General features: G+C 74.6%; 18 protein-coding genes, 1 pseudogene and 1 riboswitch. Of the genes and pseudogenes, 11 read left to right on the top strand and 8 right to left on the bottom strand.

What is annotated here, in order from left to right:
* Nucleotides 1–12: 12 nt before the first annotated feature.
* From ACZZ97_RS02705 to ACZZ97_RS02695, 3 genes are all read left to right on the top strand, one after another.
* Entirely contained in the window at nucleotides 13–513 is a 501-nt protein-coding gene (locus ACZZ97_RS02705; protein WP_463472219.1) for a GNAT family N-acetyltransferase, read from the top strand.
* Between the two features lie 81 nt (nucleotides 514–594).
* Nucleotides 595–1152: a TetR/AcrR family transcriptional regulator gene (locus tag ACZZ97_RS02700; protein ID WP_123546741.1), complete on the top strand. Its 558-nt coding sequence runs from the start codon at nucleotides 595–597 to the stop codon at nucleotides 1150–1152.
* A gap of 155 nt (nucleotides 1153–1307) precedes the next feature.
* Nucleotides 1308–2111, top strand: a complete 804-nt coding sequence (locus ACZZ97_RS02695; protein WP_463472218.1) for a dienelactone hydrolase family protein — start codon at nucleotides 1308–1310, stop codon at nucleotides 2109–2111.
* A gap of 183 nt (nucleotides 2112–2294) precedes the next feature.
* Here ACZZ97_RS02695 and ribH read toward each other — a convergent pair whose 3' ends face one another.
* The 6 genes and pseudogenes from ribH to ACZZ97_RS02665 form a co-directional block, all read right to left on the bottom strand.
* Nucleotides 2295–2789: a 6,7-dimethyl-8-ribityllumazine synthase gene (gene ribH / locus ACZZ97_RS02690; RefSeq protein WP_192042206.1), complete on the bottom strand. Its 495-nt coding sequence runs from the start codon at nucleotides 2787–2789 to the stop codon at nucleotides 2295–2297.
* Nucleotides 2790–2920: 131 nt separating this feature from the next.
* Nucleotides 2921–3511: pseudogene (ribB, locus tag ACZZ97_RS02685) on the bottom strand (3,4-dihydroxy-2-butanone-4-phosphate synthase); the annotation flags it as partial.
* Nucleotides 3512–3642: 131 nt separating this feature from the next.
* The gene (locus tag ACZZ97_RS02680; RefSeq protein ID WP_314101861.1) at nucleotides 3643–4263 is read right to left on the bottom strand and encodes a riboflavin synthase; all 621 of its coding nucleotides are present in this window, start codon (nucleotides 4261–4263) and stop codon (nucleotides 3643–3645) included.
* A 193-nt stretch (nucleotides 4264–4456) separates the two neighbouring features.
* A riboswitch (FMN riboswitch) is annotated at nucleotides 4457–4595 on the bottom strand.
* Between the two features lie 164 nt (nucleotides 4596–4759).
* Nucleotides 4760–5455: a pentapeptide repeat-containing protein gene (locus ACZZ97_RS02675; RefSeq protein ID WP_314101859.1), complete on the bottom strand. Its 696-nt coding sequence runs from the start codon at nucleotides 5453–5455 to the stop codon at nucleotides 4760–4762.
* Nucleotides 5456–5534: 79 nt separating this feature from the next.
* A complete protein-coding gene (locus tag ACZZ97_RS02670; protein WP_314101857.1) occupies nucleotides 5535–6959 on the bottom strand; it encodes an L-serine ammonia-lyase in 1425 nt (474 codons plus the stop codon).
* Nucleotides 6956–7576, bottom strand: a complete 621-nt coding sequence (locus ACZZ97_RS02665; RefSeq protein ID WP_314101855.1) for a MarR family winged helix-turn-helix transcriptional regulator — start codon at nucleotides 7574–7576, stop codon at nucleotides 6956–6958. Before ACZZ97_RS02665 ends, ACZZ97_RS02670 begins: the two co-directional genes overlap by 4 nt.
* Nucleotides 7577–7693: 117 nt before the next feature.
* On the opposite strand from ACZZ97_RS02665, the gene ACZZ97_RS02660 reads away from it, so the two are divergent.
* A complete protein-coding gene (locus ACZZ97_RS02660; protein ID WP_463472217.1) occupies nucleotides 7694–9871 on the top strand; it encodes an MMPL family transporter in 2178 nt (725 codons plus the stop codon).
* A gap of 146 nt (nucleotides 9872–10017) precedes the next feature.
* On the opposite strand, the gene ACZZ97_RS02655 is transcribed toward ACZZ97_RS02660, so the two are convergent.
* Entirely contained in the window at nucleotides 10018–10695 is a 678-nt protein-coding gene (locus ACZZ97_RS02655) for a thermonuclease family protein (RefSeq protein ID WP_463472216.1), read from the bottom strand.
* The gene (locus ACZZ97_RS02650; RefSeq protein ID WP_463472215.1) at nucleotides 10692–12125 is read right to left on the bottom strand and encodes an MFS transporter; all 1434 of its coding nucleotides are present in this window, start codon (nucleotides 12123–12125) and stop codon (nucleotides 10692–10694) included. Before ACZZ97_RS02650 ends, ACZZ97_RS02655 begins: the two co-directional genes overlap by 4 nt.
* 332 nt (nucleotides 12126–12457) lie before the next feature.
* Between ACZZ97_RS02650 and ACZZ97_RS02645 the strand changes: the two genes are divergently transcribed.
* From ACZZ97_RS02645 to ACZZ97_RS02615, 7 genes are all read left to right on the top strand, one after another.
* Complete coding sequence (locus ACZZ97_RS02645; protein WP_166644753.1) at nucleotides 12458–12595, top strand: hypothetical protein; 138 nt, start codon at nucleotides 12458–12460, stop codon at nucleotides 12593–12595.
* A 146-nt stretch (nucleotides 12596–12741) separates the two neighbouring features.
* Nucleotides 12742–14871 (top strand): carboxypeptidase regulatory-like domain-containing protein, encoded by a 2130-nt coding sequence (locus ACZZ97_RS02640; RefSeq protein WP_463472214.1) that lies wholly within the window; start codon nucleotides 12742–12744, stop codon nucleotides 14869–14871.
* A gap of 243 nt (nucleotides 14872–15114) precedes the next feature.
* Nucleotides 15115–15477: a hypothetical protein gene (locus ACZZ97_RS02635; RefSeq protein ID WP_314103605.1), complete on the top strand. Its 363-nt coding sequence runs from the start codon at nucleotides 15115–15117 to the stop codon at nucleotides 15475–15477.
* Between the two features lie 210 nt (nucleotides 15478–15687).
* Nucleotides 15688–16896 carry an alcohol dehydrogenase catalytic domain-containing protein gene (locus ACZZ97_RS02630; RefSeq protein WP_463472213.1) on the top strand — a complete coding sequence of 403 codons (1209 nt, stop codon included), beginning with the start codon at nucleotides 15688–15690 and terminating at the stop codon, nucleotides 16894–16896.
* Between the two features lie 136 nt (nucleotides 16897–17032).
* Entirely contained in the window at nucleotides 17033–18019 is a 987-nt protein-coding gene (locus tag ACZZ97_RS02625) for an aldo/keto reductase (protein ID WP_314103611.1), read from the top strand.
* A gap of 119 nt (nucleotides 18020–18138) precedes the next feature.
* Nucleotides 18139–18417 carry an acylphosphatase gene (locus ACZZ97_RS02620; RefSeq protein ID WP_463472212.1) on the top strand — a complete coding sequence of 93 codons (279 nt, stop codon included), beginning with the start codon at nucleotides 18139–18141 and terminating at the stop codon, nucleotides 18415–18417.
* A 254-nt stretch (nucleotides 18418–18671) separates the two neighbouring features.
* Nucleotides 18672–19196, top strand: a complete 525-nt coding sequence (locus ACZZ97_RS02615; RefSeq protein WP_463472211.1) for a methylated-DNA--[protein]-cysteine S-methyltransferase — start codon at nucleotides 18672–18674, stop codon at nucleotides 19194–19196.

Raw genomic sequence — 19196 nt, 5'->3', positions numbered from 1 at the left:
TAGCCTGGTGAGGTGACCGTCCAGTTCCGCATCTCCTCCGTCGCCCTGATCGACCCTCTGCGTCTCTACGACCTGCTGCGGCTGCGCGTCGACGTCTTCGTCGTCGAGCAGGAGTGCGCCTACCCGGAGCTCGACGGCCGCGACGTCGAGCCCGACGCGGTGATGCTCTGGGCCGAGGAGGACGAGCAGGTGCTCGCCACCGTGCGGCTGCTCGTGGACCACGCCGACGACACGGGCGCCGCTGCCGCTGCCGACGCCCTGCGGATCGGGCGGGTCGCCACCGCGCCCGCCGCACGGGGACGCGGCCTCGCCGCCGACCTGATGCGCCTCGCGCTGGACCGCGCCGAGGGGCGGCTCGTGCGGCTCGACGCGCAGGCACACCTCGAGGGCTGGTACGCGCGCTTCGGGTTCGTCGTCGACGGCCCCGGGTTCCTCGAGGACGGCATCCCGCACGTGCCGATGTCGCGGGCGGCGACGCCGCCCGAGGCCGTGTCGTCCGCGACGCACGACTAGACCACCGGGCCGCGGCGGCCGCCCTGGCCGATCGGCGACCGGACCGTCGCGTCCGGTCGCGGCCGGCCCTACACTCGGGCCATGGAACGCCGTGCGACCCCGCCCCGTGAGCGCATCCTCGCCGCCGCGAGGGGCGAGTTCGCCGCCACCGGCCTGGCCGGTGCCCGCATCGACGCGATCGCGCGCGAGGCCGAGGCGAGCAAGGAACGGCTCTACGCCCACTTCTCGACGAAGCGCGACCTCTTCGACGCCGTCCTCGGCGAGAGCATCGACCGGTGGGTGCAGGCCATCCCCTTCGACGCCCACGACCTGCCCGGCTGGGCCCGGCGTCTCTACGACCACCTGGCCCTGCACCCCGACGACGCCCGCATGTTGCTCTGGGGCCAGATCGAGGGCGCCTCGTTGCCGAGCCCGGGCGTGGTCGACCACGCCCAGCTCGAGGCGCGCCGCGCCGCGGTGCAGGAGGCTCAGGAGACCGGCCACATCGCGCCCGGCTGGAACGCCGACGAGCTGTTGACCATGGTGTTCGGGGTCGTCCTCGGCTGGTTCGTCACGCCGTCCGCGACGAACCTGCACGGCGGCCCGCACGAGCGGCGCTGCGACGTCGTGGAGGAGGCCGTGAGGCGCCTGGTCGGCTGACCCGCACCTCCTCGGGTCCGCGTGTCCGCGCGTCCGTTCGTCCGCACGTCCTCGCGTCCGTTCGTCCGCACGTCCTCGCGTCCGTTCGTCCGCACGTCCTCGCGTCCGTTCGTCCGCACGTCCTCGCCTCACGGGCCGGGAGTAGCGTCGCGCTCGTGACCACGACAGAACTGCTGCCCGACCTCTCCCCCGAACTCCGCACCGTGCTCGACACGGTGCCCGACACCGGCACCGTCCAGGGCGGCGACGTCGTCTGGGACGACGACGGGACGCCCCTCGAGGGCTGGCTCGCGACCCCGGACGCTGCCGCCTCGGCCGGCCCCGACGAGCTGCGTCCCGCGGTGCTCGTGCTGCACGACTGGTTCGGCGTCGTCGACCACGTCAAGGTGCGAGCCGTGATGCTCGCCCGCCTCGGCTACGTCGCCCTCGCCGGGGACATCTACGGCCAGGGCGTCCGCCCCGGGCCGGAGGAGGCGGGCGCCCAGGCCGGCGCCTGGTACGGCGACGTCCCCGCGTTCCGCGCACGACTCGCCGCGAACCTCGAGCGGCTGCGGTCCGAGCCGGGCGTCGACCCCGCTCGCATCGCCGTGATGGGGTACTGCTTCGGCGGCTCGGGCTCCCTCGAGCTCGCCCGTTCAGGCGCCGACGTCGCGGCGGTCGCGTCGTTCCACGGCGGCCTCGGCACACAGCTGCCCGCCGAGGAGGGCGCCGTGACGGCGCCGCTGCTCGTCATGACGGGCACGGCCGACCCGGTCGTCCCCGACGACGCCGTCGTCGCCTTCGAGGACGAGCTGCGCGCCGCCGGCGCCACGGACTGGCAGGTCGTCAGCTACAGCGACGCGATGCACGCCTTCGCGGTGCCCGGCACCGACTCCCCCGAGCACGGCGCGCAGTACCAGGCCGTCGCCGACCGCCGCTCATGGGCCCAGATGCGCGCCTTCTTCGAGGAAGTGCTCTAGGCGCCGCCTGTTGGCCCGGCCGGGCCGGCCGGGCTCGCCGGGCCGGCCGGGCTCGCCGGGCCGGCCTGCCCGTCCGTGCGCTCCCCGCAGGGGAGAAGGGGCGGCGAGGGGGTGGGCCCACGCCGCCCGTGTCCCTCGACGCCTCCCTCGCAGAACTCGCCGACCTCGTGGCCAGGCAGCTCCCTAGGCCACGTGGCCCGAGCCACCTGCGGCGATCGCCCGGAGCTGGACGGCCGTCGCGACGGCGGCGTGGGCGGCCTCGGCGCCCTTGTCCTCCTTCGAGCCCGGCAGGCCGGCCCGGTCGAGGCCCTGCTGCTCGTCGTCGAGGGTGAGCACGCCGAACCCGACGGGCTTGCCCGTGTCGAGCGAGACGCGCAGCAGCCCCGACGTGGCCGCGTCCGAGACGTACTCGAAGTGCGGCGTGCCGCCCCGGATGATCACGCCGAGCGCCACGACCGCGTCGGCGCCGGCCTCGAGCGCGGCCTTCGCGACCACGGGCAGCTCGAAGCTGCCGGGCACGCGCAGCACCTCGGCCGTGGCGCCGAGGCGCTCCACGGTGGCCAGTGCCCCGGCGAGCAGGCCGTCGGTGATGGTCTCGTGCCAGGTCCCGGCGACGATCGCGACGCGCACGCCGGTCCCGTCGACGTCGATTTCGGTGGGGGCGCCCTCGACGCTCATGTGTGTCTCCTCAGGTGGGGTGGTGCGGGTGGCATGGGTGGGGCAGGCGGTCGACGGCTGGGCGGTGACCGCTCGGCGTCGCCGCCAGCCGTGGCCGGGCGGTCGGGCCGTCGGGCTCAGTCCTGCTGGTCGTGCTCGTCCAGCCAGACCACGAGCTGGGCGATCGACACGACGGGCACGCCGTCGCGGGCGCCGAGGGCGACGAGCCCGGGCCAGCGCATCATCTCGCCGTCGTCGGCGACGATCTCGCTGATGGCGGCGACGGGGCGGAGGCCGGCCGCGCGCATCAGGTCGACCGCCGCCTCCGTGTGCCCGTTCCGCTCGCGGACGCCGCCGGGGCGGGCGCGCAGGGGCAGCACGTGCCCGGGGCGATGCAGGTCGTCGCGGACGGACGCGGGGTCCGCGAGGACCCGCAGCGTCGTAGCCCGGTCGGAGGCGCTGATGCCCGTCGTCACGCCTGCCGAGGCGTCGACGCTGACCGTGTAGGCGGTGCCACGGGCGTCCTCGTTGTGGGCGACCATCGGCGGCAGGTCGAGGGCGTCCGCGATCTCCGCCGCCATCGGCGCGCAGACGAATCCGGACGAGACCCGGACGGTCCAGGCGAGCCACTCGGGCGTGGCCAGCTCGGCCGAGAGCACGACGTCGCCCTCGTCCTCGCGGGACGCGTCGTCGGCCACGATGACGGGACGCCCCTGGCGCAGGTGGTCGAGCGCGGCCTCGATCGAGGAGGCGTCCGTCGCCTCGGCCGTGTCGGCCGCGGCACCCGGGTCGGTGACGGGAGGCACGCGGACCGCGTCGTCGGCTCGAGCTGTGTCGCCCGCGCCGACCGCGTCGTCGGCTCCTGCCGTGCCGGTCACGACGTCGCCCCCGCCCCGAGGGCGAGCATGCGGCGCACGTGCCGCGCGACCACGTCGGTCTCGACGTTGACCCGGCTGCCGACGACCGCGCGGCCGAGGGTGGTCGCGGCGAGCGTCTCGGGGATGAGGCTGACCTCGAACCAGCCGGGCTGCTCGTGCGGCTCGCTGATCGCGCTCACCGTGAGGCTGACCCCGTCGAGGGTGACCGAGCCCTTGTCGACCAGCAGCGGCGACAGCTCGTCGTCGAGCGTCAGCCGGACACGGCGCCAGGCCTCGCCCGGCTCGATCTCGACGACGGACGCCGTCCCGTCGACGTGGCCCTGGACGATGTGCCCGCCGAGGCGGTCGCCCACCCGGGCGGCACGCTCGAGGTTGACCGGCGACCCGGCGCCGAGCCCGGCGAGGGTGCTGACCGTGAGCGTCTGCTTCATCACGTCGGCGGTGAACGCGCCCTCGCCATGGTCGACGACGGTGAGGCACACGCCGCTGACCGAGATCGAGTCGCCGTGCCCGGCGTCGTCGACGACGAGGGGTCCGCGGACGGTGAGACGGACGCTGTCGCCGACGTCGTCGATCCGGACGACCTCGCCGACCTCCTCCACGAGCCCGGTGAACATCAGCGGCCCGCCGTCTCTGTCGAGGCGGCGGCCACGAAGGACGTCACGGAGGCGTCGGCCGGTGGCGTGGTGTCAGGGGCGCACGAGGAGGTGCGGTGCAGCGAGGTCATGTCGGTCTCCGTCCGGAAGGGGCGGCTCCGGGGGACGACGCAGGGTCGCTCAGCTGGGCGCGCTCTCACGAGACGACGCCCGGCCCGCGCTTCCTCTCATCCGGACTGTGACCGTCGGCACCGGAGTTCCACCGGTTCAACCGGACGACACCCCGGAGGGCGTCGTGCCGGGTCGCGGGCTGTGACCGCCGGTTCAGATTTGCACTGACCCCGGAGCGCGTTGCTCACGGCGACCCTAGCACCGCGCCCGACGAGGACGCCGGACGCTCGTCCACGGGCGCGTGCCTCACGCGCCACACCCCCGAACCTGCATCACACCCCTGAATTCAGGGGCGTGATGCAGGTTCGGGGGTGCAGTGCAGGCGCCCGCCCGGGGAGCCGTCCGCTCAGTCGACGACGACGCCGAGGTGCGCGGCGAACACGCCTGCCATCGACGCGAGCTGGAGGTGGTCGATCGTCGCGCCGCGGAGGCCGTCGAGTCCGTCGACCCGGTCGAGGTCGGTGGTGCGCAGGTCGGTGTGGGCGAGGGAGGCGCCGGTCAGGTCGAGCGTGCCGACACGGCAGTCGACGAAGGCGACGCGCAGGCCCTCGGCCCCCTGCAGGTCGAGCTCGCCGACGACGCAGCCCTCGAGCACGACGTCGGTCAGCCGGGCGCCCCGGAGGTTGAGGTAGTCGATCTTGCCGCCGACGATCCGCACCGACTGCCACGAGGCGTCGAACAGCTCGGCCGAGCCCCAGCGCGGCCGCTCGACCCGGACGTCGCGCCAGGTCGCCCGGGCCGACGACAGCTCGGGGGCGAACGAGTCGGAGACCACGGACTCGACGATGCGGGTGCCCCTCAGCCGGGCGCCGTCGAGCCGGGGCGACTCGAACACGCACTCGGAGAAGGACGAGCCCTCGAGGTCGCGGTCGGCCAGGTCGGCGTCGACGAACCGCTCGAGCTCGCGGTGGTCGCGGGGCCCCAGCAGGTCGGCGCCCATGTCGACGAGGCCCTGCGGGTCGAGCGGGTCGAGCCGCGGGGCGTCGGTGCCGCCGCCCACGCTGGCGACGGTGCGGGACGAGGGGCGGCGCGGCGGGGTCATGCGACCACGGTAGCGGCGGGGTCCGACAGCGCCTGCGCCTCCTCGGCGGCCCCGGTCTCGAGCCGGCCCCGCGGCTCCGTCAGCACTCGACGACGTTGACCGCGAGGCCCGCCCGGCTCGTCTCCTTGTAGCTGTCGGCCATGTCGCGCCCGGTCTGGCGCATCGTCTCGATCACGGTGTCGAGGCTGACGACGTGGCTGCCGTCGCCCAGCAGGGCCATGCGCGCGGCGGCCACGGCGGTGCCGGCGGCGATGGCGTTCCGCTCGATGCAGGGCACCTGGACGAAGCCGCCGACCGGGTCGCAGGTGAGGCCGAGGTGGTGCTCCATCGCGATCTCGGCGGCGTTCTCGACCTGGCGCGGCGTGCCGCCCAGCAGGCCGGTGAGCGCCCCCGCGGCCATCGACGAGGCCGAGCCGACCTCGCCCTGGCAGCCGGCCTCGGCGCCCGAGATCGAGGCGTTGCGCTTGTAGAGGGAGCCGATCGCGGCGGCGGTCAGCAGGTAGTCGCGAGCCAGGGAGGCGCGGGTCGCCCCGTGGAACCGCATCGCGTAGTAGCCCACGGCCGGCACGATGCCCGCGGCGCCGTTGGTCGGCGCGGTGACGACGCGTCCCCCGCCCGCGTTCTCCTCGTTGACGGCCATCGCGTAGGCCTGCAGCCACTGGGCGGGCAGGTCGGAGGTGAGCAGCGACGAGGCCTGGCCCTGCTCGATCGCGGTGCCGGAGAGGGCGTACCGCTCGGCCCGCTCCTCCTGCAGGCGCAGCCGCTCGGCGACCTGGCGCGCGCGGCGAGGCACCTTCATCCAGCCGGGCAGGACGCCGGAGGCGGCGAGGCCGGTGTCGATGCACGCCTCCATCGCGGCCCAGCGGGCGTCGAGGCCGGCCTGCGCCGTCTCTTCGCCGTGCAGGGCGACCTCGTTGCGCCAGGCCAGCTCGGCGATGCCGATGCCCTCGGCGTCGCAGAGCCGGAGCAGGTCGTCGGCGTCGCGGAACGCCAGCGGCGCCTCCCGCGCGGGCACGGCGTGCTCGTCGTCGCCGTCGCGCACGACGAAGCCGCCGCCGATCGAGAAGAACGTGTCGCGCGCGATGCTCTGCCCGTCGGCGTCGAGCGCCTCGAGGCCCATCGCGTTCGGGTGCCGCGGGATGCGCGTCAGCGGCGCCATCCGCAGGTCGCCCCGGGCGAAGGCGATCTGGTGCGTGCCGAGCAGCCGGATGCCGCCGCCCGCCTCCACCGCCTCCTGCATGCGCGAGATCGTCGCCGGGTCGCCCGTCTCGGGCGCGAGGCCCGCGAGGCCCGCGAGCACGGCCGACGGGGTGCCGTGCCCGAGGCCGGTGGCGGCGAGGGAGCCGTAGAGCACGACCTCGACCCGGGCGACGTCGCCCAGCCGGCCGGCGTCGCGGACCGTCTCGAGGAACAGGCGGGCGGCGCGCATCGGACCCACGGTGTGCGAGCTCGACGGGCCGATGCCGACCGAGAAGAGGTCGAGGCCGGAGACGTAGTCGGTCATCGTGCTGCTCCTGGTGCTGTCGGGGAGTCGGGTGTCGGCGCAGGGGCGCCCGCGGCGGAGGCGGCCGCCGAGCGGTCGCCGGTGCTGCGGGCGTGCTCGGCCATCGCGACGGACATGTCGGCCAGGAACCGCTGGACGGTGCGCAGCTCGGCGGCGTCGAACTGGTCCATCACCGTCGCGCTGAGGCGGCCGAGGGGGCCGAAGAACTGGCCGGCGACCGCGCGGGCGGCCTCCGAGTAGTGCACGAGCACGCGGCGCCGGTCGGCGTCGTCGCGGCTGCGGTGCACGTGGCCGGCGCGCTCGAGACGGTCGATGACCCCGGTCGCGGCGCCCGAGGTGACCCCGAGCAGGTCGCCGAGCCGGCCCGACGTCACGGGGTCGCCGCGCTGCTCGGCCTGCATCACGTGCAGCAGCGCCTCGAGGTCGATGTGGCCGAGGCCCTGCTGCCCGGCGAAGGCCTGGGCCACGCGCTGCGACTCGGTCGTCAGGCGCTGCATCGAGGCGACGACGTCGCGGCGGACGGGGTCGTCGTGGGCGCCCGTGTGCGCACCACCGTGCTCGCCGTCGGCTGCGGTGCCGCCGCCTCGCGGGCCGGGCGTCGTCGTCGTGTCGGTCATCGCGCCTCCTCGTCTGATTCTCCCGGACGCAGGGCGCCCGGTGTGCCATAGTCTTATTTGCTAAGACTCTTTGTCAGCGAATCACCTCATCCTGCTCGATCATCCTCGGAGGACCCCGTGCGCGTACTCGCCCGACTCGTCAGCGGACACCGCACCGCCTGGGCGGTGCTCGGCGGCACGCTCGTCGTCGTCGCCCTGCTGCTCGCCTTGCTGCCCTCGGGCGACGACGAGGCGTTCCCGCCGTCGGGCCTGCCCGACTCGAGCGAGGCGGCACAGGTGACCGCGCTGCTCGACGAGTTCCCGTCGGCCGACGCCACCGTGGGGATCCTGGTCTGGAGCAGAGGAGGCGCCGAGCTGTCGAGCGCCGACCTCGCGGCCGTCGACACGGCCGCGTCCGCCCTCGCGGAGCAGTCGACCACGCCGCAGGCCGTCCGCCCGCAGGTGAGCGACGACGGCTCCGCCGCCCTCGTCGCCGTGCCGCTCTCGGCCGCCGACGTCGAGGCCGACGTGAGCGGCACGGCGACGAGCCTCCGCGATGCCGCCTCCGCCGCGCTGCCCGACGGCCTCCGTGCGTACCTGACCGGGCCGGTGGGGTTCCAGGACGACGTCGCGAACGCGTTCGCAGGGGCCGACTTCCGCCTCCTGCTCGTCACCGTGCTCGTGGTGGCCGTGCTGCTGATCGTGACCTACCGCAGCCCCGTGCTCTGGATCGTGCCCCTGGTCGTCGTCGGCGTCGCCGACTTCCTCGCCGGCCGGGTGGTCGCCGCCCTCGCCGAGCCCCTCGGGGTGACCGTCGACGCGTCGATCTCGGGCATCCTCTCGGTGCTCGTCTTCGGCGCCGGCACGAACTACGCCCTGCTGCTGGTGGCCCGCTACCGCGAGGAGCTGCTCGTCCGGCCCGACCGGCACGAGGCGATGCGGACGGCCGTGCGGAGCGCCGGCCCGGCCATCGCCGCGAGCGGCGGCACCGTCGCGCTCAGCCTCGCGACCCTGCTGCTCGCCGAGCTCTCGGGCAACCGCGCGCTCGGGGCCGCCTGCGCGATCGGCGTCGTCGTGGCGATCGCGTTCGCCCTCGTGGTGCTGCCGGCGGCGCTCGTGGTGTGCGGACGCGGGCTGTTCTGGCCGTTCGTGCCCCGCGCCTCCTCGGCCTCGGCCGACGGGTCGGCGGCGGCCTCCACGGACGGGACGGTCGACGTCTCGGCGGCGGCCTCGACGGACGGTGAGGGCGCCGGCCACGCCCGCCCCCGCCCGGGCTTCTGGGAGCGCCTCGGCCGCGGCGTCCAGCGCCGGCCCGGCCGCGTCGCCGTCGCCGCGGTCGCCGGCCTCGGCGTGCTCTGCCTCGGCCTCGGCGGCTACGCCGTCGGCCTCTCGCAGACCGACCAGCTGCTCGGCGACCCCGACTCCGTCACGGCCCAGCGGATCGTCGACGACTCGTTCTCGGCGGGGCTCACGAGCCAGACGATCGTGCTCGCCCCGACCGCGGCGGCCGACGACGTCGTGCGGGTCGTCGAGGGCGTCGACGGCGTCTCGAGCGCCACGCCCGGCGAGCAGGCCGACGGGCTGACCCGCGTCGACGTGCAACTCGACGCCGAGCCCGAGAGCGACGAGGCGTCCGCGACCGTGCAGGCCCTGCGCGACGCCCTGCACGACGACGGAGGCGCGGTGGCCGACGCCCTCGTCGGCGGCACCGACGCGACCGCGTACGACGAGCGCACCGCCGCCTCCCACGACCTCGGGCTGATCGCCCCGGTCATCCTCGCGATCGTGTTCGCGATCCTCGCCGTGCTGCTGCGCTCGCTCGTCGCGCCGGTGCTGCTCATCGCGTCGGTGCTCGCCACCTTCGCGGCCAGCCTCGGGGCGGCGACGTGGCTGTTCACGCACCTCCTCGGGTTCCCGGCCCTCGACACGAGCGTCACGCTCTACGCGTTCCTCTTCCTCGTTGCGCTCGGCGTCGACTACAACATCTTCCTCACGACACGGGCGAAGGAGGAGCGGCTGCGACACGGCACGCGCGAGGGCATGGTGCGCGCCCTGTCGTCGACGGGAGGGGTCATCACGAGCGCCGGCGTGCTGCTCGCCGCCGTGTTCGCGGTGCTCGGCGTGCTGCCCGTCGTCGCGCTGACGCAGGTCGGCGTCATCGTGTGCATCGGCGTGCTGCTCGACACGCTCGTCGTCCGGACCGTGCTCGTGCCGGCGCTGGTGTTCCTCACGGGCGAGGCGTTCTGGTGGCCGAGCCGGCGACGTCCGTCGAGGGCCCCAGGATCGACCTCCGAGCCCCTCACGACGTCGATCTGAGGCCGCTCCCCCTCACGGCCGGGACGAACCGGCACGACGTGCTCCCCCGGCGGCCGACGAGAGCACGTCGTGCCGGGTCGGCGACCGGGGCGCCAGGGCGCCAGGGCGCCAGGCGGAGTCGGGCCGGCAGGGCAGGGCAGGGCAGGTCAGCGGCAGGCACCCCAGAGGCCGGCGCCGGAGTCGCGCGCGGCGGCCTCTGCCGCGACGAACGCGTCCCGGTAGCGGTAGGGCTGGTCGTAGGTGTCCTCCTCGCCGAGGCCGGACGCGACCAGCTGCTGGTTCAGCAGGCCGCCTCCCTCGGTCCAGACGTAGCGGAGCAGCCGGTCGTAGCGATCGGCGTCGCCCTGCGAGGCGTCGTCCTCGAGCCAGACGGTCGACCCGACGGGCAGGGCGTCGGTCGTGAACGCGCTCGCCTCGGGGCCGAAGCAGTCGACGGGTGCATCGGGCTTCACGGTCTCGGGGGTGTCGACGCCGATCAGGCGCAGGCGCTCGCGGGCGCCGTCGGCGGCGACCACCACGACCGTGTCGCCGTCGACGACGCGCTCGACGGTCGCCGGGACGGCCGCGACAGGGACGGACGACGGGACGGAGGCGTCGGCCGAGGGAGGCCGGACGGTGCCGTCGGTCGAGCCACCGGACGACCCACCGGTCGTCCCGCCGTCGAGCAGCTGCGGGAACGCGATCACGACCACGGCCCCGAACACCACCACGGCGAGGCCGAGGAGGGCACGGCGACCGGCGCCCCGGGTCCGGACCCGAGAGCGGCTGCGGCTGCGGCTGCGGCTGCGGCTGCGGCGACGCTCTGCCCCGGTCGACGGGCTCACTCGGCCAGCCTCGTGCCGCGGAGCTCGGGCAGGGCCAGCGCGGCCACGGCCGCGACGACGAAGACGCCGCCGAACACCGCGAAGAGCACCGGCGTCCCGCCGAGCACGAGGAGGGGCGGGACCGTCAGAGGCGCCGCGATCGACGCGATCCGCCCCACTCCCGCGGCCCAGCCCGCGCCCGTGCCGCGCAGCCGTGTCGGGTAGAGCTCGGGGGTGACGGCGTACAGCGCGCCCCACGCGCCGAGGTTGAAGAACGACAGGAACATGCCCGACACCACGATCTGCGTGGCGCTGCCGCTGACCGCGCCGAAGCCGAAGGCGGTCGCCGCCAAGGCGGACCCGAGCAGGAACACCGCGAGCGTGCCACGACGGCCCCACCGCTCGATCAGCCAGGCCGACGCGGCGTAGCCGGGCAGCTGCGCCAGCGTGATGAGCAGCGTGTACTCGAACGACTTCACCAGCGGGAAGCCCGCCTCGACCAGCAGCGTCGGCAGCCAGACGAAGGCCCCGTAGTACGAGAAGTTCGTCATGAACCAGACGACCCAGATCGCGACGGTGCGACGCCTCAGGCCGTCACGGAGCAGCGCGGCGGCCGAGGAGGCGCGGGGCGCGTCGGCCGGGAGCGCGTCGGCCCGGCTCGGGTCGGCAGGGCTCGCGGCGGCCGCCGCTCGCGATGCGGCGGCGGGCTCGGTCACGCCCGCCGCCTCCTCGAACGCGCGCACCGTCCGCTCGGCCTCGTCGTGACGCCCCCTCGCCTCGAGGAACCGCACCGACTCGGGCATCCGCAGCCGCACGAACACGGCGTAGAGGGCCGGCAGCGCGCCGATCAGGAGCGCCCAGCGCCAGCCGTCGTCGCTCAGCGGGATCACCAGCCAGCCGACCAGCGCGGCGGCGATCGAGCCGAGGGCCCAGAAGGCCTCGAGCAGCACGACGACACGGCCGCGGATGCGGCGGGGCGAGAACTCCGACACGAGGGTCGAGGCCACCGGCAGCTCGGCGCCGAGGCCGAGCCCGACCACGAAGCGGAGCACCAGCAGCGCCCCCACCGACCAGCTGAGGGCGCTGAGGCCCGTCGCGAGGCCGTAGACGAGCAGGGTCAGGGCGAACACCGTCTTGCGGCCGAGCCGGTCGGAGAGCGACCCGCCGACGGCCGCGCCGATCGCCATGCCCGCGAAGCCGGCCGAGGCGACGAACGCGAGGGCCCCCTTGTCGCTGCTCCACACGACCGCGAGCTGGGCGATGACGAACGACAGCAGCCCGACGTCGAGCGCGTCGAGGGCCCAGCCGAGGCCCGAGCCGACGAGCAGGCGCCCGTGCTTGCGGCTGAACGGCAGCTCGTCGAGCCGCTCGGTGCGCGTGGGCGGAGCGAGGGTGCCGGGCGGGGGCGCGGCAGGCGTGCCGGGCGTGGGGGTCGCGACGTCGTCGGTCATCGTGGTTCCTGGGCTGAGGACGGCACGACGCGGGGTCAGGGCGGCGTGGGCGCCGACGAGGGGCCCTCGGCGAGCGCGAGGCCGAGGTGCTGCGCGTCCTGCTCGGCCCGGCGTCGCACCTGGGCGCGTCGACGTTCGGTCCACGCTACCGAGGGATCGGCGTGACCGCGACCGACCCGCGCGCGACCGTGGGACGGCCCGCCCGGGTCGAGGGGCACGGACCGCGTCGTCGGTGCGCGAGCCGTGAGAGTGCCCGGCGAGGGCAGGGCGGGGACGATGTGCCCTTAGGCTCCGCGCACCGGACCAGCTCGGTCCGAGACGGAGGCACCACCATGGCAGAGAAATCAGCGAAGAAGACCACCGCGAAGGTCGCAGTCCGCAGCCTCAAGGAGAAGCGCGCGGACAAGAAGGCCAAGAGCGGCACCGCGTCGCACTCCGAGGACGCGGTCTCGAACGTCAAGAAGCGCTAGACCGCCGGTCGGGGGACGTCACGGCGACGTGATCCCCCTGACCGCAGGGGCCTCTCGTGCTCGCGATCCGGCCAGCGGGTGACAAGCGGGCCCTTCGTGAAATAACCTCAGCCGGGGGCACCACGGCCCCCGTCTGGGAGGCCCGCATGCTCGACCGTTCCACCGCCCGTTCTGGCCGGACCTCGCGGCTGCCGCGTCGAGCCTCGCTCCGCGGCCTCGCCGCCGCGACCACCACCGGCGTCGTCGCCCTGGCCCTCGCCCTCGGGGGCGCGACCGGCGCCTCCGCCGCCCAGGGCTCGTCCTGGGGCGAGTTCCAGGTCTCCGGCTCGGCACGCGCCTACACCGGGACGATGACGCTGGCGGGCGGGTTCCCCGTCACGACCTTCACCTCGACCTCACGGCAGGCGACGGTCCCGAGCGGCTCGAGCACGTGGCAGGCGGCCTCGACGCCGCCCGGCGCCCAGTACGGCACCAGCCGCGGGCTGCCGTACCTGAACCAGCGGCCCTCACAGGACTCGCCGGCCGCGGCCGGCGCCGCCGTGACCACCTACTCGTTCGAGTCGGCCACGCCGTCGTCCGGCTGGTCGTTCGTGCTCGGCGACATCGACGCCGACCAGGCGACGATCACGGCCACGGGCGTCGGAGGCGCGGTCGTGACGGCGGCGCAGCTCGGCTTCCAGGGCACCTACAACTACTGCGCCGGCACGGGCACCCCGTCGTGCGACAGCGCCGGCACCGGCGACCAGCCGCGCTGGGACGCCGCCACGGCGACCCTGGTCGGCAACCCCTCCGCCGCCGACACCGAGGGCGCGGCCGGCTGGTTCAGCCCGAGCGTGCCGCTCGAGACGCTGACCATCACGTACCAGCAGCGCAGCGGGTTCCCCGTGTACCAGACCTGGTTCGCCACCAAGACGTTCAGCGCCTCGGGGACGGCGACCTTGGGCACGGGCGAGACGGCGACGCCGTACTCCGGCGCCACGGTGACCGTGACGAACGCCGCGGGCGACGTCGTCGGGACGACGGAGACGGGCCCGGACGGGACGTACTCGTTCGGTGCCCTGGTCGCCGCTCCCGGCTACTCGGTGTCGATCGCCGCACCGGACGGCTCCGCTCCCGCCGCGGCCCTGCCGTTCTCCCTCGCCACTGCTGACCAGGGCGGGCTGGACTTCGCCTTCCCGACCGTCGTGGCGCCTCCGGCGATCGCCGTCCTCACCGGTGTCGTGACGGTCGACGGCCAGCGCGCCCCCGACCGCGTGGTCCAGCTCTTCGGGGACGGCGACACCGACCCGCTCGGGACGACGGCGACCGGCGCCGACGGCACGTTCGAGTTCGCCGGGCTCGACCCCGACGGCCTGTACTCGGTCGTCGACGTGGCCTCGGGGACGGAGTTCGAGGCCATCGCGCCGGACGACCCCGACGCCGACGTGACCACCTTCTACGACGTCGACGCCCCGGCCCCGACGGTCGACGTCACCGGCACGATCACGAACGCCGACGGCACGCCCGCGGCGAACGAGACGCTCGACTTCATCCCGGTGCCGGACGACGCGAGCGCCCAGCCGACGGGCCCCGACGTGTCGGTCGTGACCGGTCCCGACGGCAGCTTCGAGGCCGGCGGGCTCACGCCCGGCGCCGACTACGTGGTCGTCGTCGGGGACGACGCCGAGCACCCCATCCCGTTCACGGCGCCCGAGCTGGGCGAGACGCCCGCGCCCTTCGTCCTCGTCGTGCCCACGGCCGCGGCCGTCGCCGTGGACGGCACGGTCGTCGACTCGGCCGGTGCACTCGCCCCCGGCGTCGTGGTGAGCGTCCTCCCGGTCGGCAGCGACGTGCCCGTGGCGACCGCCACCACCGACGCAGCCGGCCGCTTCGTGTTCGCCGACCTGACGCCCGGGACCACGTACCGCCTCGCGGTGACGGGTGCCGGAGACCCGACCGAGTTCGTCGCGTACGTCGACCGCACCCTGGGCACCTTCGCCCTGCTCGCCGCCGAGGTGCCCCCGGTCGAGCCGCCGGTCACCGACCCCGGTGCGGGAACGCCGAGCACGCCCCCCGCAGGCGGCGCAGGCACCGGCGGGAACGGCGCCGGCACGAGCACCGGCGCGGCCGGCGGTCGCGGGCCCCTCGCCTTCACGGGCAGCGACATCGACCAGCCGCTCCTGCTCGCGGGCGGGCTGCTCGCCGCAGGGCTGGGCCTCGTGGCCGGTGGGGCCGCGCTGCGGCGTCGTCGCGCGGCGCTGGCCACGGCGGCGGAGGCCCGATCCTCGCGGGGCTGACTCGCGCCTCCTCGGCTCGGACCTGGGAAGAACCTCCGAACAGAACGGTCTGCGTGCAGGTCCGGACGCCCCCGACGCGTCCGGACTTCCGCGCCGCCGTGGGGATCGGGACGCCTCTGTGCCACCGCCCACCGAACGAGTCGGATGTCAAGGGGCCTTTCGCCGGCCGCCGCGGGATCGGTAGCGTCCTGGACGCACGATCGGCGACGCCGCCCGGCGCCGCCTCGACCTGAGGAGGTCCCCGTGAAGAAGCGTCACTCCATCGGCACCACCGTCCTGGCCGTCGCCCTGTTCACCGGCGCCGGCACCGCAGCCCAGGCGCAGGCCGCCACGGCCGCTCCCGCCGACTACTGCGCGCCTTCGGTCGGCTGCGCCGTCGACCCGGTCACCGGTGACCGGATCTTCGTCAACACCCCCGACCTGACCCAGAAGGAGAAGACGCTCATGCTGGAGTGCAACCACGGCATGGGCGGCGCGCTGCTGACCGCGGCCGGAGGCGTCGTCAAGAAGAACTGGGGCAGTGTCCTCAAGGGCGCCGGCAAGGCGGCCGAGACGGCGACGGGTCCGTGCAAGGACCTGTGGGACTCGACGACCCGCCTGCGCTGACCGGCTCGGGAACGAGCGCGAGACGTCCTCGACCTCTGCTGGGTCGGGGGCGTCGTCGCGTCTCGGCCTGGGCCCGCACGCCCGACGAACCACGTCTGTACCCCGGACGCGGAGGCGACTCGGCGGGTGCGGCCGGTCGCCCGGGCCTACCGTGCACGCCGTGCCCGGCGGACTCCCGTGGGCTCAGCCGCACCGATCGAGGAGGCACACATGAAGGCAGTCGTCTGGCACGGCATCGGGGACATCCGTCTCGACGAGGTCGACAAGCCCACCATCCAGGACCCGAACGACGCGATCGTCCGCATCACCCGCAGCGCGATCTGCGGCACGGACCTCCACTTCGTGCGCGGCACGATGGCGCCGATGGAGGCAGGCACCGTCCTCGGGCACGAGGCCGTCGGCGTCGTGGAGCAGGTCGGCGACGCGGTGCGCGGCTTCAGCCCCGGCGATCGCGTCGTGATCAACAGCACCGTGTCGTGCGGCGCCTGCCGGTACTGCCGCGAGGGCCACACCGCGCAGTGCGACGTCGCGAACGCGAACGGACCGGACGCGGGCACCGCCTTCTTCGGCGGCCCGGCCTCGACCGGGCCGATCGACGGCCTCCAGGCCGAGTACGTGCGCGTCCCGTGGGCGCGCAACACGCTGCACCCGCTGCCCGACACGGTCAGCGACGAGCAGGCGATCCTGCTCAGCGACATCTACCCCACCGGCTGGTTCGGGGCGGAGCTCGCCGGCGTGCGTCGCGGCGACGTCGTCGCCGTGCTCGGGGCGGGCATCGTGGGGCAGTTCGCGATCGCGTCCGCGTTCCAGCAGGGCGCCTCCAGGGTCATCGCGATCGACGGCCTCGAGGACCGCCTGGCCCAGGCGCTGGCCCAGAACGCCGAGGTGGTCGACTTCAACCGCGAGGACCCGGTCCAGGCCGTGAAGGACCTGACGGGAGGCGTCGGCGTCGACGCCGTCATCGACGCCGTCGGGGTCGACGCGCAGCACCCCGTCTCGGGCCCTGCCGCTCCCTCCGACGAGGAGAAGAGCAGCTTCGAGCAGGAGGTCGCTCAGGTCGCCCCCGACGCCGCTCCTCAGGGCGACCTGTGGGTGCCCGGCAGCGCGCCGTCGCAGGCGGCGCGCTGGGCCGTCGAGATCGTCGCGAAGTACGGTCGGATCGGCATCATCGGCGTCTACTCGCCCACCGTCGAGTCGTACCCGATCGGGGCGGCCATGCTCAAGAACCTCACGATCCGGATGGGCAACTGCGACCACCACTCGGTCACTCCCCCGCTGATCGAGCGCGTCGCCGCCGGGCTGTTCGACCCGACTGCGCTCATCACCGAGCGCGAGCCCGTCGGCGACGCGATCGCCGCGTACGAGGCGTTCGACCGGCGCGAGCCGGGCTGGCTCAAGGTCGAGCTGACGACGGCGTAGGCCCCGGCCCCTCGGGGCGCGAGGCGAACGAGGAGGTGCGGTGCAGGGACGACCTGCACTGCACCTCCTGCGGTCCCCACGACCGGCACCGCGCCTCCTGCGGTCGGCGCACAGCGCACGGGTGTTGCCTGACGTCATGAAGAACACCACACTCGGCAGCGTCGACGGCGGACTCGACGTGGGCCGCATCGGCCTCGGCCTCATGGGCATGTCCGCCTTCTACACCGGCAGCGGGACGGACGACGACGAGTCGGTGCGCGTGATCCACGCCGCGCTCGGCCACGGCGTCACCCTGCTCGACACCGCCGACATGTACGGCCCGCACACCAACGAGCAGCTGCTCGGCCGGGCGCTCAAGGGCCGTCGCGACGACGCCGTCGTCGCGACCAAGTTCGGCAACGTCACCGACCCGGAGGCGCGGGCCGAGCGCACGATCGACGGTCGCCCCGAGTACGTGCGCAAGTCGATAGACGGCTCGCTGAAGCGGCTCGGGATCGACCACGTCGACCTCTACTACCAGCACCGCGTCGACCCCCTGGTGCCGATCGAGGACACGGTCGGGGCCATGGGCGAGCTGGTCGAGGCCGGCAAGGTGCGGTTCCTCGGGCTCTCGGAGGCGTCGCCCGAGACGATCCGCCGCGCGCACGCCACCCACCCGATCACCGCGCTGCAGACGGAGTGGTCGCTGTGGAGCCGCGAGGCCGAGGCCGAGGTGCTGCCGACCGTCCGCGAGCTCGGCATCGGCTTCGTGCCGTACTCGCCGCTCGGCCGCGGGTTCCTCACGGGCACCCTGCGCTCGGTCGACGAGCTGGCCGACGACGACTTCCGCCGGTTCAACCCGCGGTTCGAGGGCGACAACCTGAAGGCCAACGTGCGGATCGTCGAGCAGGTCGACGAGGTCGCCCGCCAGGTCGGCGCGAAGCCCGGCCAGGTCGCGCTCGCCTGGCTGCTCGCCAAGGGCGAGGGCATCGTGCCGATCCCGGGCACGAAGCGCCGCGCGTACCTCGACGAGAACGTCGCCGCCGACGCGATCGAGCTCACCGAGGAGCAGGTGCACCAGCTCGACGACGTCGCGGCGCCGAAGGGCGACCGCTACTCGGACATGTCGACCATCGACCGCTGAGCACGGTCCTCGAGGGCGGGTCTCCCAGCTCGCGGGCAGGTCGGTCTCGACCCGTCCTCGGCCTGGGAGGCCCGCCCTCGACGCGTCCGGGGACGAGGAGGCGCGGGTACGGTCGACCGATGGACGACGTGATCAGACGACGCGCCCTCGTGCACGGCACGGTGCAGGGCGTCGGGTACCGCTTCTCGACCGAGGGCGAGGCGGACCGCCTCGGCGTCGACGGCTTCGTGCGCAACAGGTCGGACGGCACCGTCGAGGTGGAGGTCGAGGGCACGCCGGAGGCCGTCGGCCAGCTGCTGGCCTGGCTCGAGGACGGACCGACCGGGGCCGACGTGTCGCGGGTCGAGGTGCAGGAGCTCGCGCCGACCGGCGAGGGCGGCTTCGAGACGCGTCGCTGAGCTGCGCGGCCCGAGCGAGAGGGACCCGGCCCGGGTGCTCGCACGCACCCGACAGCGTGGAGTTCCCGGACCGAGCCGGTGGCGCCCGCGAAGGGCGCGCCCTCAGTAGTACCAGGCCGCTCCGGGGCGTCCGCTGAGACTCGCGGCTCATGTTCTGATCCGTGCAGCCTCCGCAGGTTCTCGCACCTCACCTCACACAGGAGGCGCGGCGCGCGTCTCCATGATGAGTACGATCAGCCGAGACAGGAGCCCCGATGAGCACGACTTCCGTCGTCCACACGACGATCGACAGCCCCGTGGGCGAGTTGACGCTCGTCGGCGGCGAGGACGGCGTCACGGGCTTGTTCTTTTCCGACCACCGTCGTCTGCCCGACCCTGCCAGCTTCGGCGCCCGATCGTCGGTCGGCACCGGCCTGTCCGACTTCGTCGAGGTCGAGAGCCAGCTCGCCGCGTGGTTCGCCGGCGAGCGTCGTGCCTTCGACCTGCGCCTCGCGCCGGTCGGTACGGAGTTCCGGCAGCGCGTGTGGCAGCAGCTCGCGACCATCCCCTGGGGCGAGACCCGCACCTACGGGCAGCTCGCGGCCGCCCTCGGCGACGTCAGGCTCGCCCGAGCCGTCGGCACCGCCAACGGGGCCAACCCGCTGAGCATCCTCCTGCCGTGCCATCGAGTCGTCGGCTCCGCCGGTTCGCTCACCGGGTACGCCGGCGGGCTGGTCCGCAAGCGGTTCCTGCTCGACCGCGAGTCACCGGCGTCGGCCGGCTCCGGTCGGCTCTTCTGA

It is taken from the genome of Frigoribacterium sp. AC512 (genome assembly GCF_979258295.1).
The sequence above is the reverse complement of the archived record's forward strand: the minus strand, read 5'-3'. Positions and strand labels throughout refer to the sequence as shown.

Coding starts and splice junctions, on each gene's coding strand:
- ACZZ97_RS02645 (WP_166644753.1), top strand. CDS start 12,458: ATGGCAGAGAAATCAGCGAAGAAGACCACCGCGAAGGTCGCAGTCCGC.
- ACZZ97_RS02650 (WP_463472215.1), bottom strand. CDS start 12,125: ATGACCGACGACGTCGCGACCCCCACGCCCGGCACGCCTGCCGCGCCC.
- ACZZ97_RS02630 (WP_463472213.1), top strand. CDS start 15,688: ATGAAGGCAGTCGTCTGGCACGGCATCGGGGACATCCGTCTCGACGAG.
- ACZZ97_RS02620 (WP_463472212.1), top strand. CDS start 18,139: ATGGACGACGTGATCAGACGACGCGCCCTCGTGCACGGCACGGTGCAG.
- ACZZ97_RS02670 (WP_314101857.1), bottom strand. CDS start 6,959: ATGACCGACTACGTCTCCGGCCTCGACCTCTTCTCGGTCGGCATCGGC.
- ACZZ97_RS02665 (WP_314101855.1), bottom strand. CDS start 7,576: ATGACCGACACGACGACGACGCCCGGCCCGCGAGGCGGCGGCACCGCA.
- ACZZ97_RS02680 (WP_314101861.1), bottom strand. CDS start 4,263: ATGTTCACCGGGCTCGTGGAGGAGGTCGGCGAGGTCGTCCGGATCGAC.
- ribH (WP_192042206.1), bottom strand. CDS start 2,789: ATGAGCGTCGAGGGCGCCCCCACCGAAATCGACGTCGACGGGACCGGC.
- ACZZ97_RS02700 (WP_123546741.1), top strand. CDS start 595: ATGGAACGCCGTGCGACCCCGCCCCGTGAGCGCATCCTCGCCGCCGCG.
- ACZZ97_RS02640 (WP_463472214.1), top strand. CDS start 12,742: ATGCTCGACCGTTCCACCGCCCGTTCTGGCCGGACCTCGCGGCTGCCG.
- ACZZ97_RS02615 (WP_463472211.1), top strand. CDS start 18,672: ATGAGCACGACTTCCGTCGTCCACACGACGATCGACAGCCCCGTGGGC.
- ACZZ97_RS02625 (WP_314103611.1), top strand. CDS start 17,033: ATGAAGAACACCACACTCGGCAGCGTCGACGGCGGACTCGACGTGGGC.
- ACZZ97_RS02675 (WP_314101859.1), bottom strand. CDS start 5,455: ATGACCCCGCCGCGCCGCCCCTCGTCCCGCACCGTCGCCAGCGTGGGC.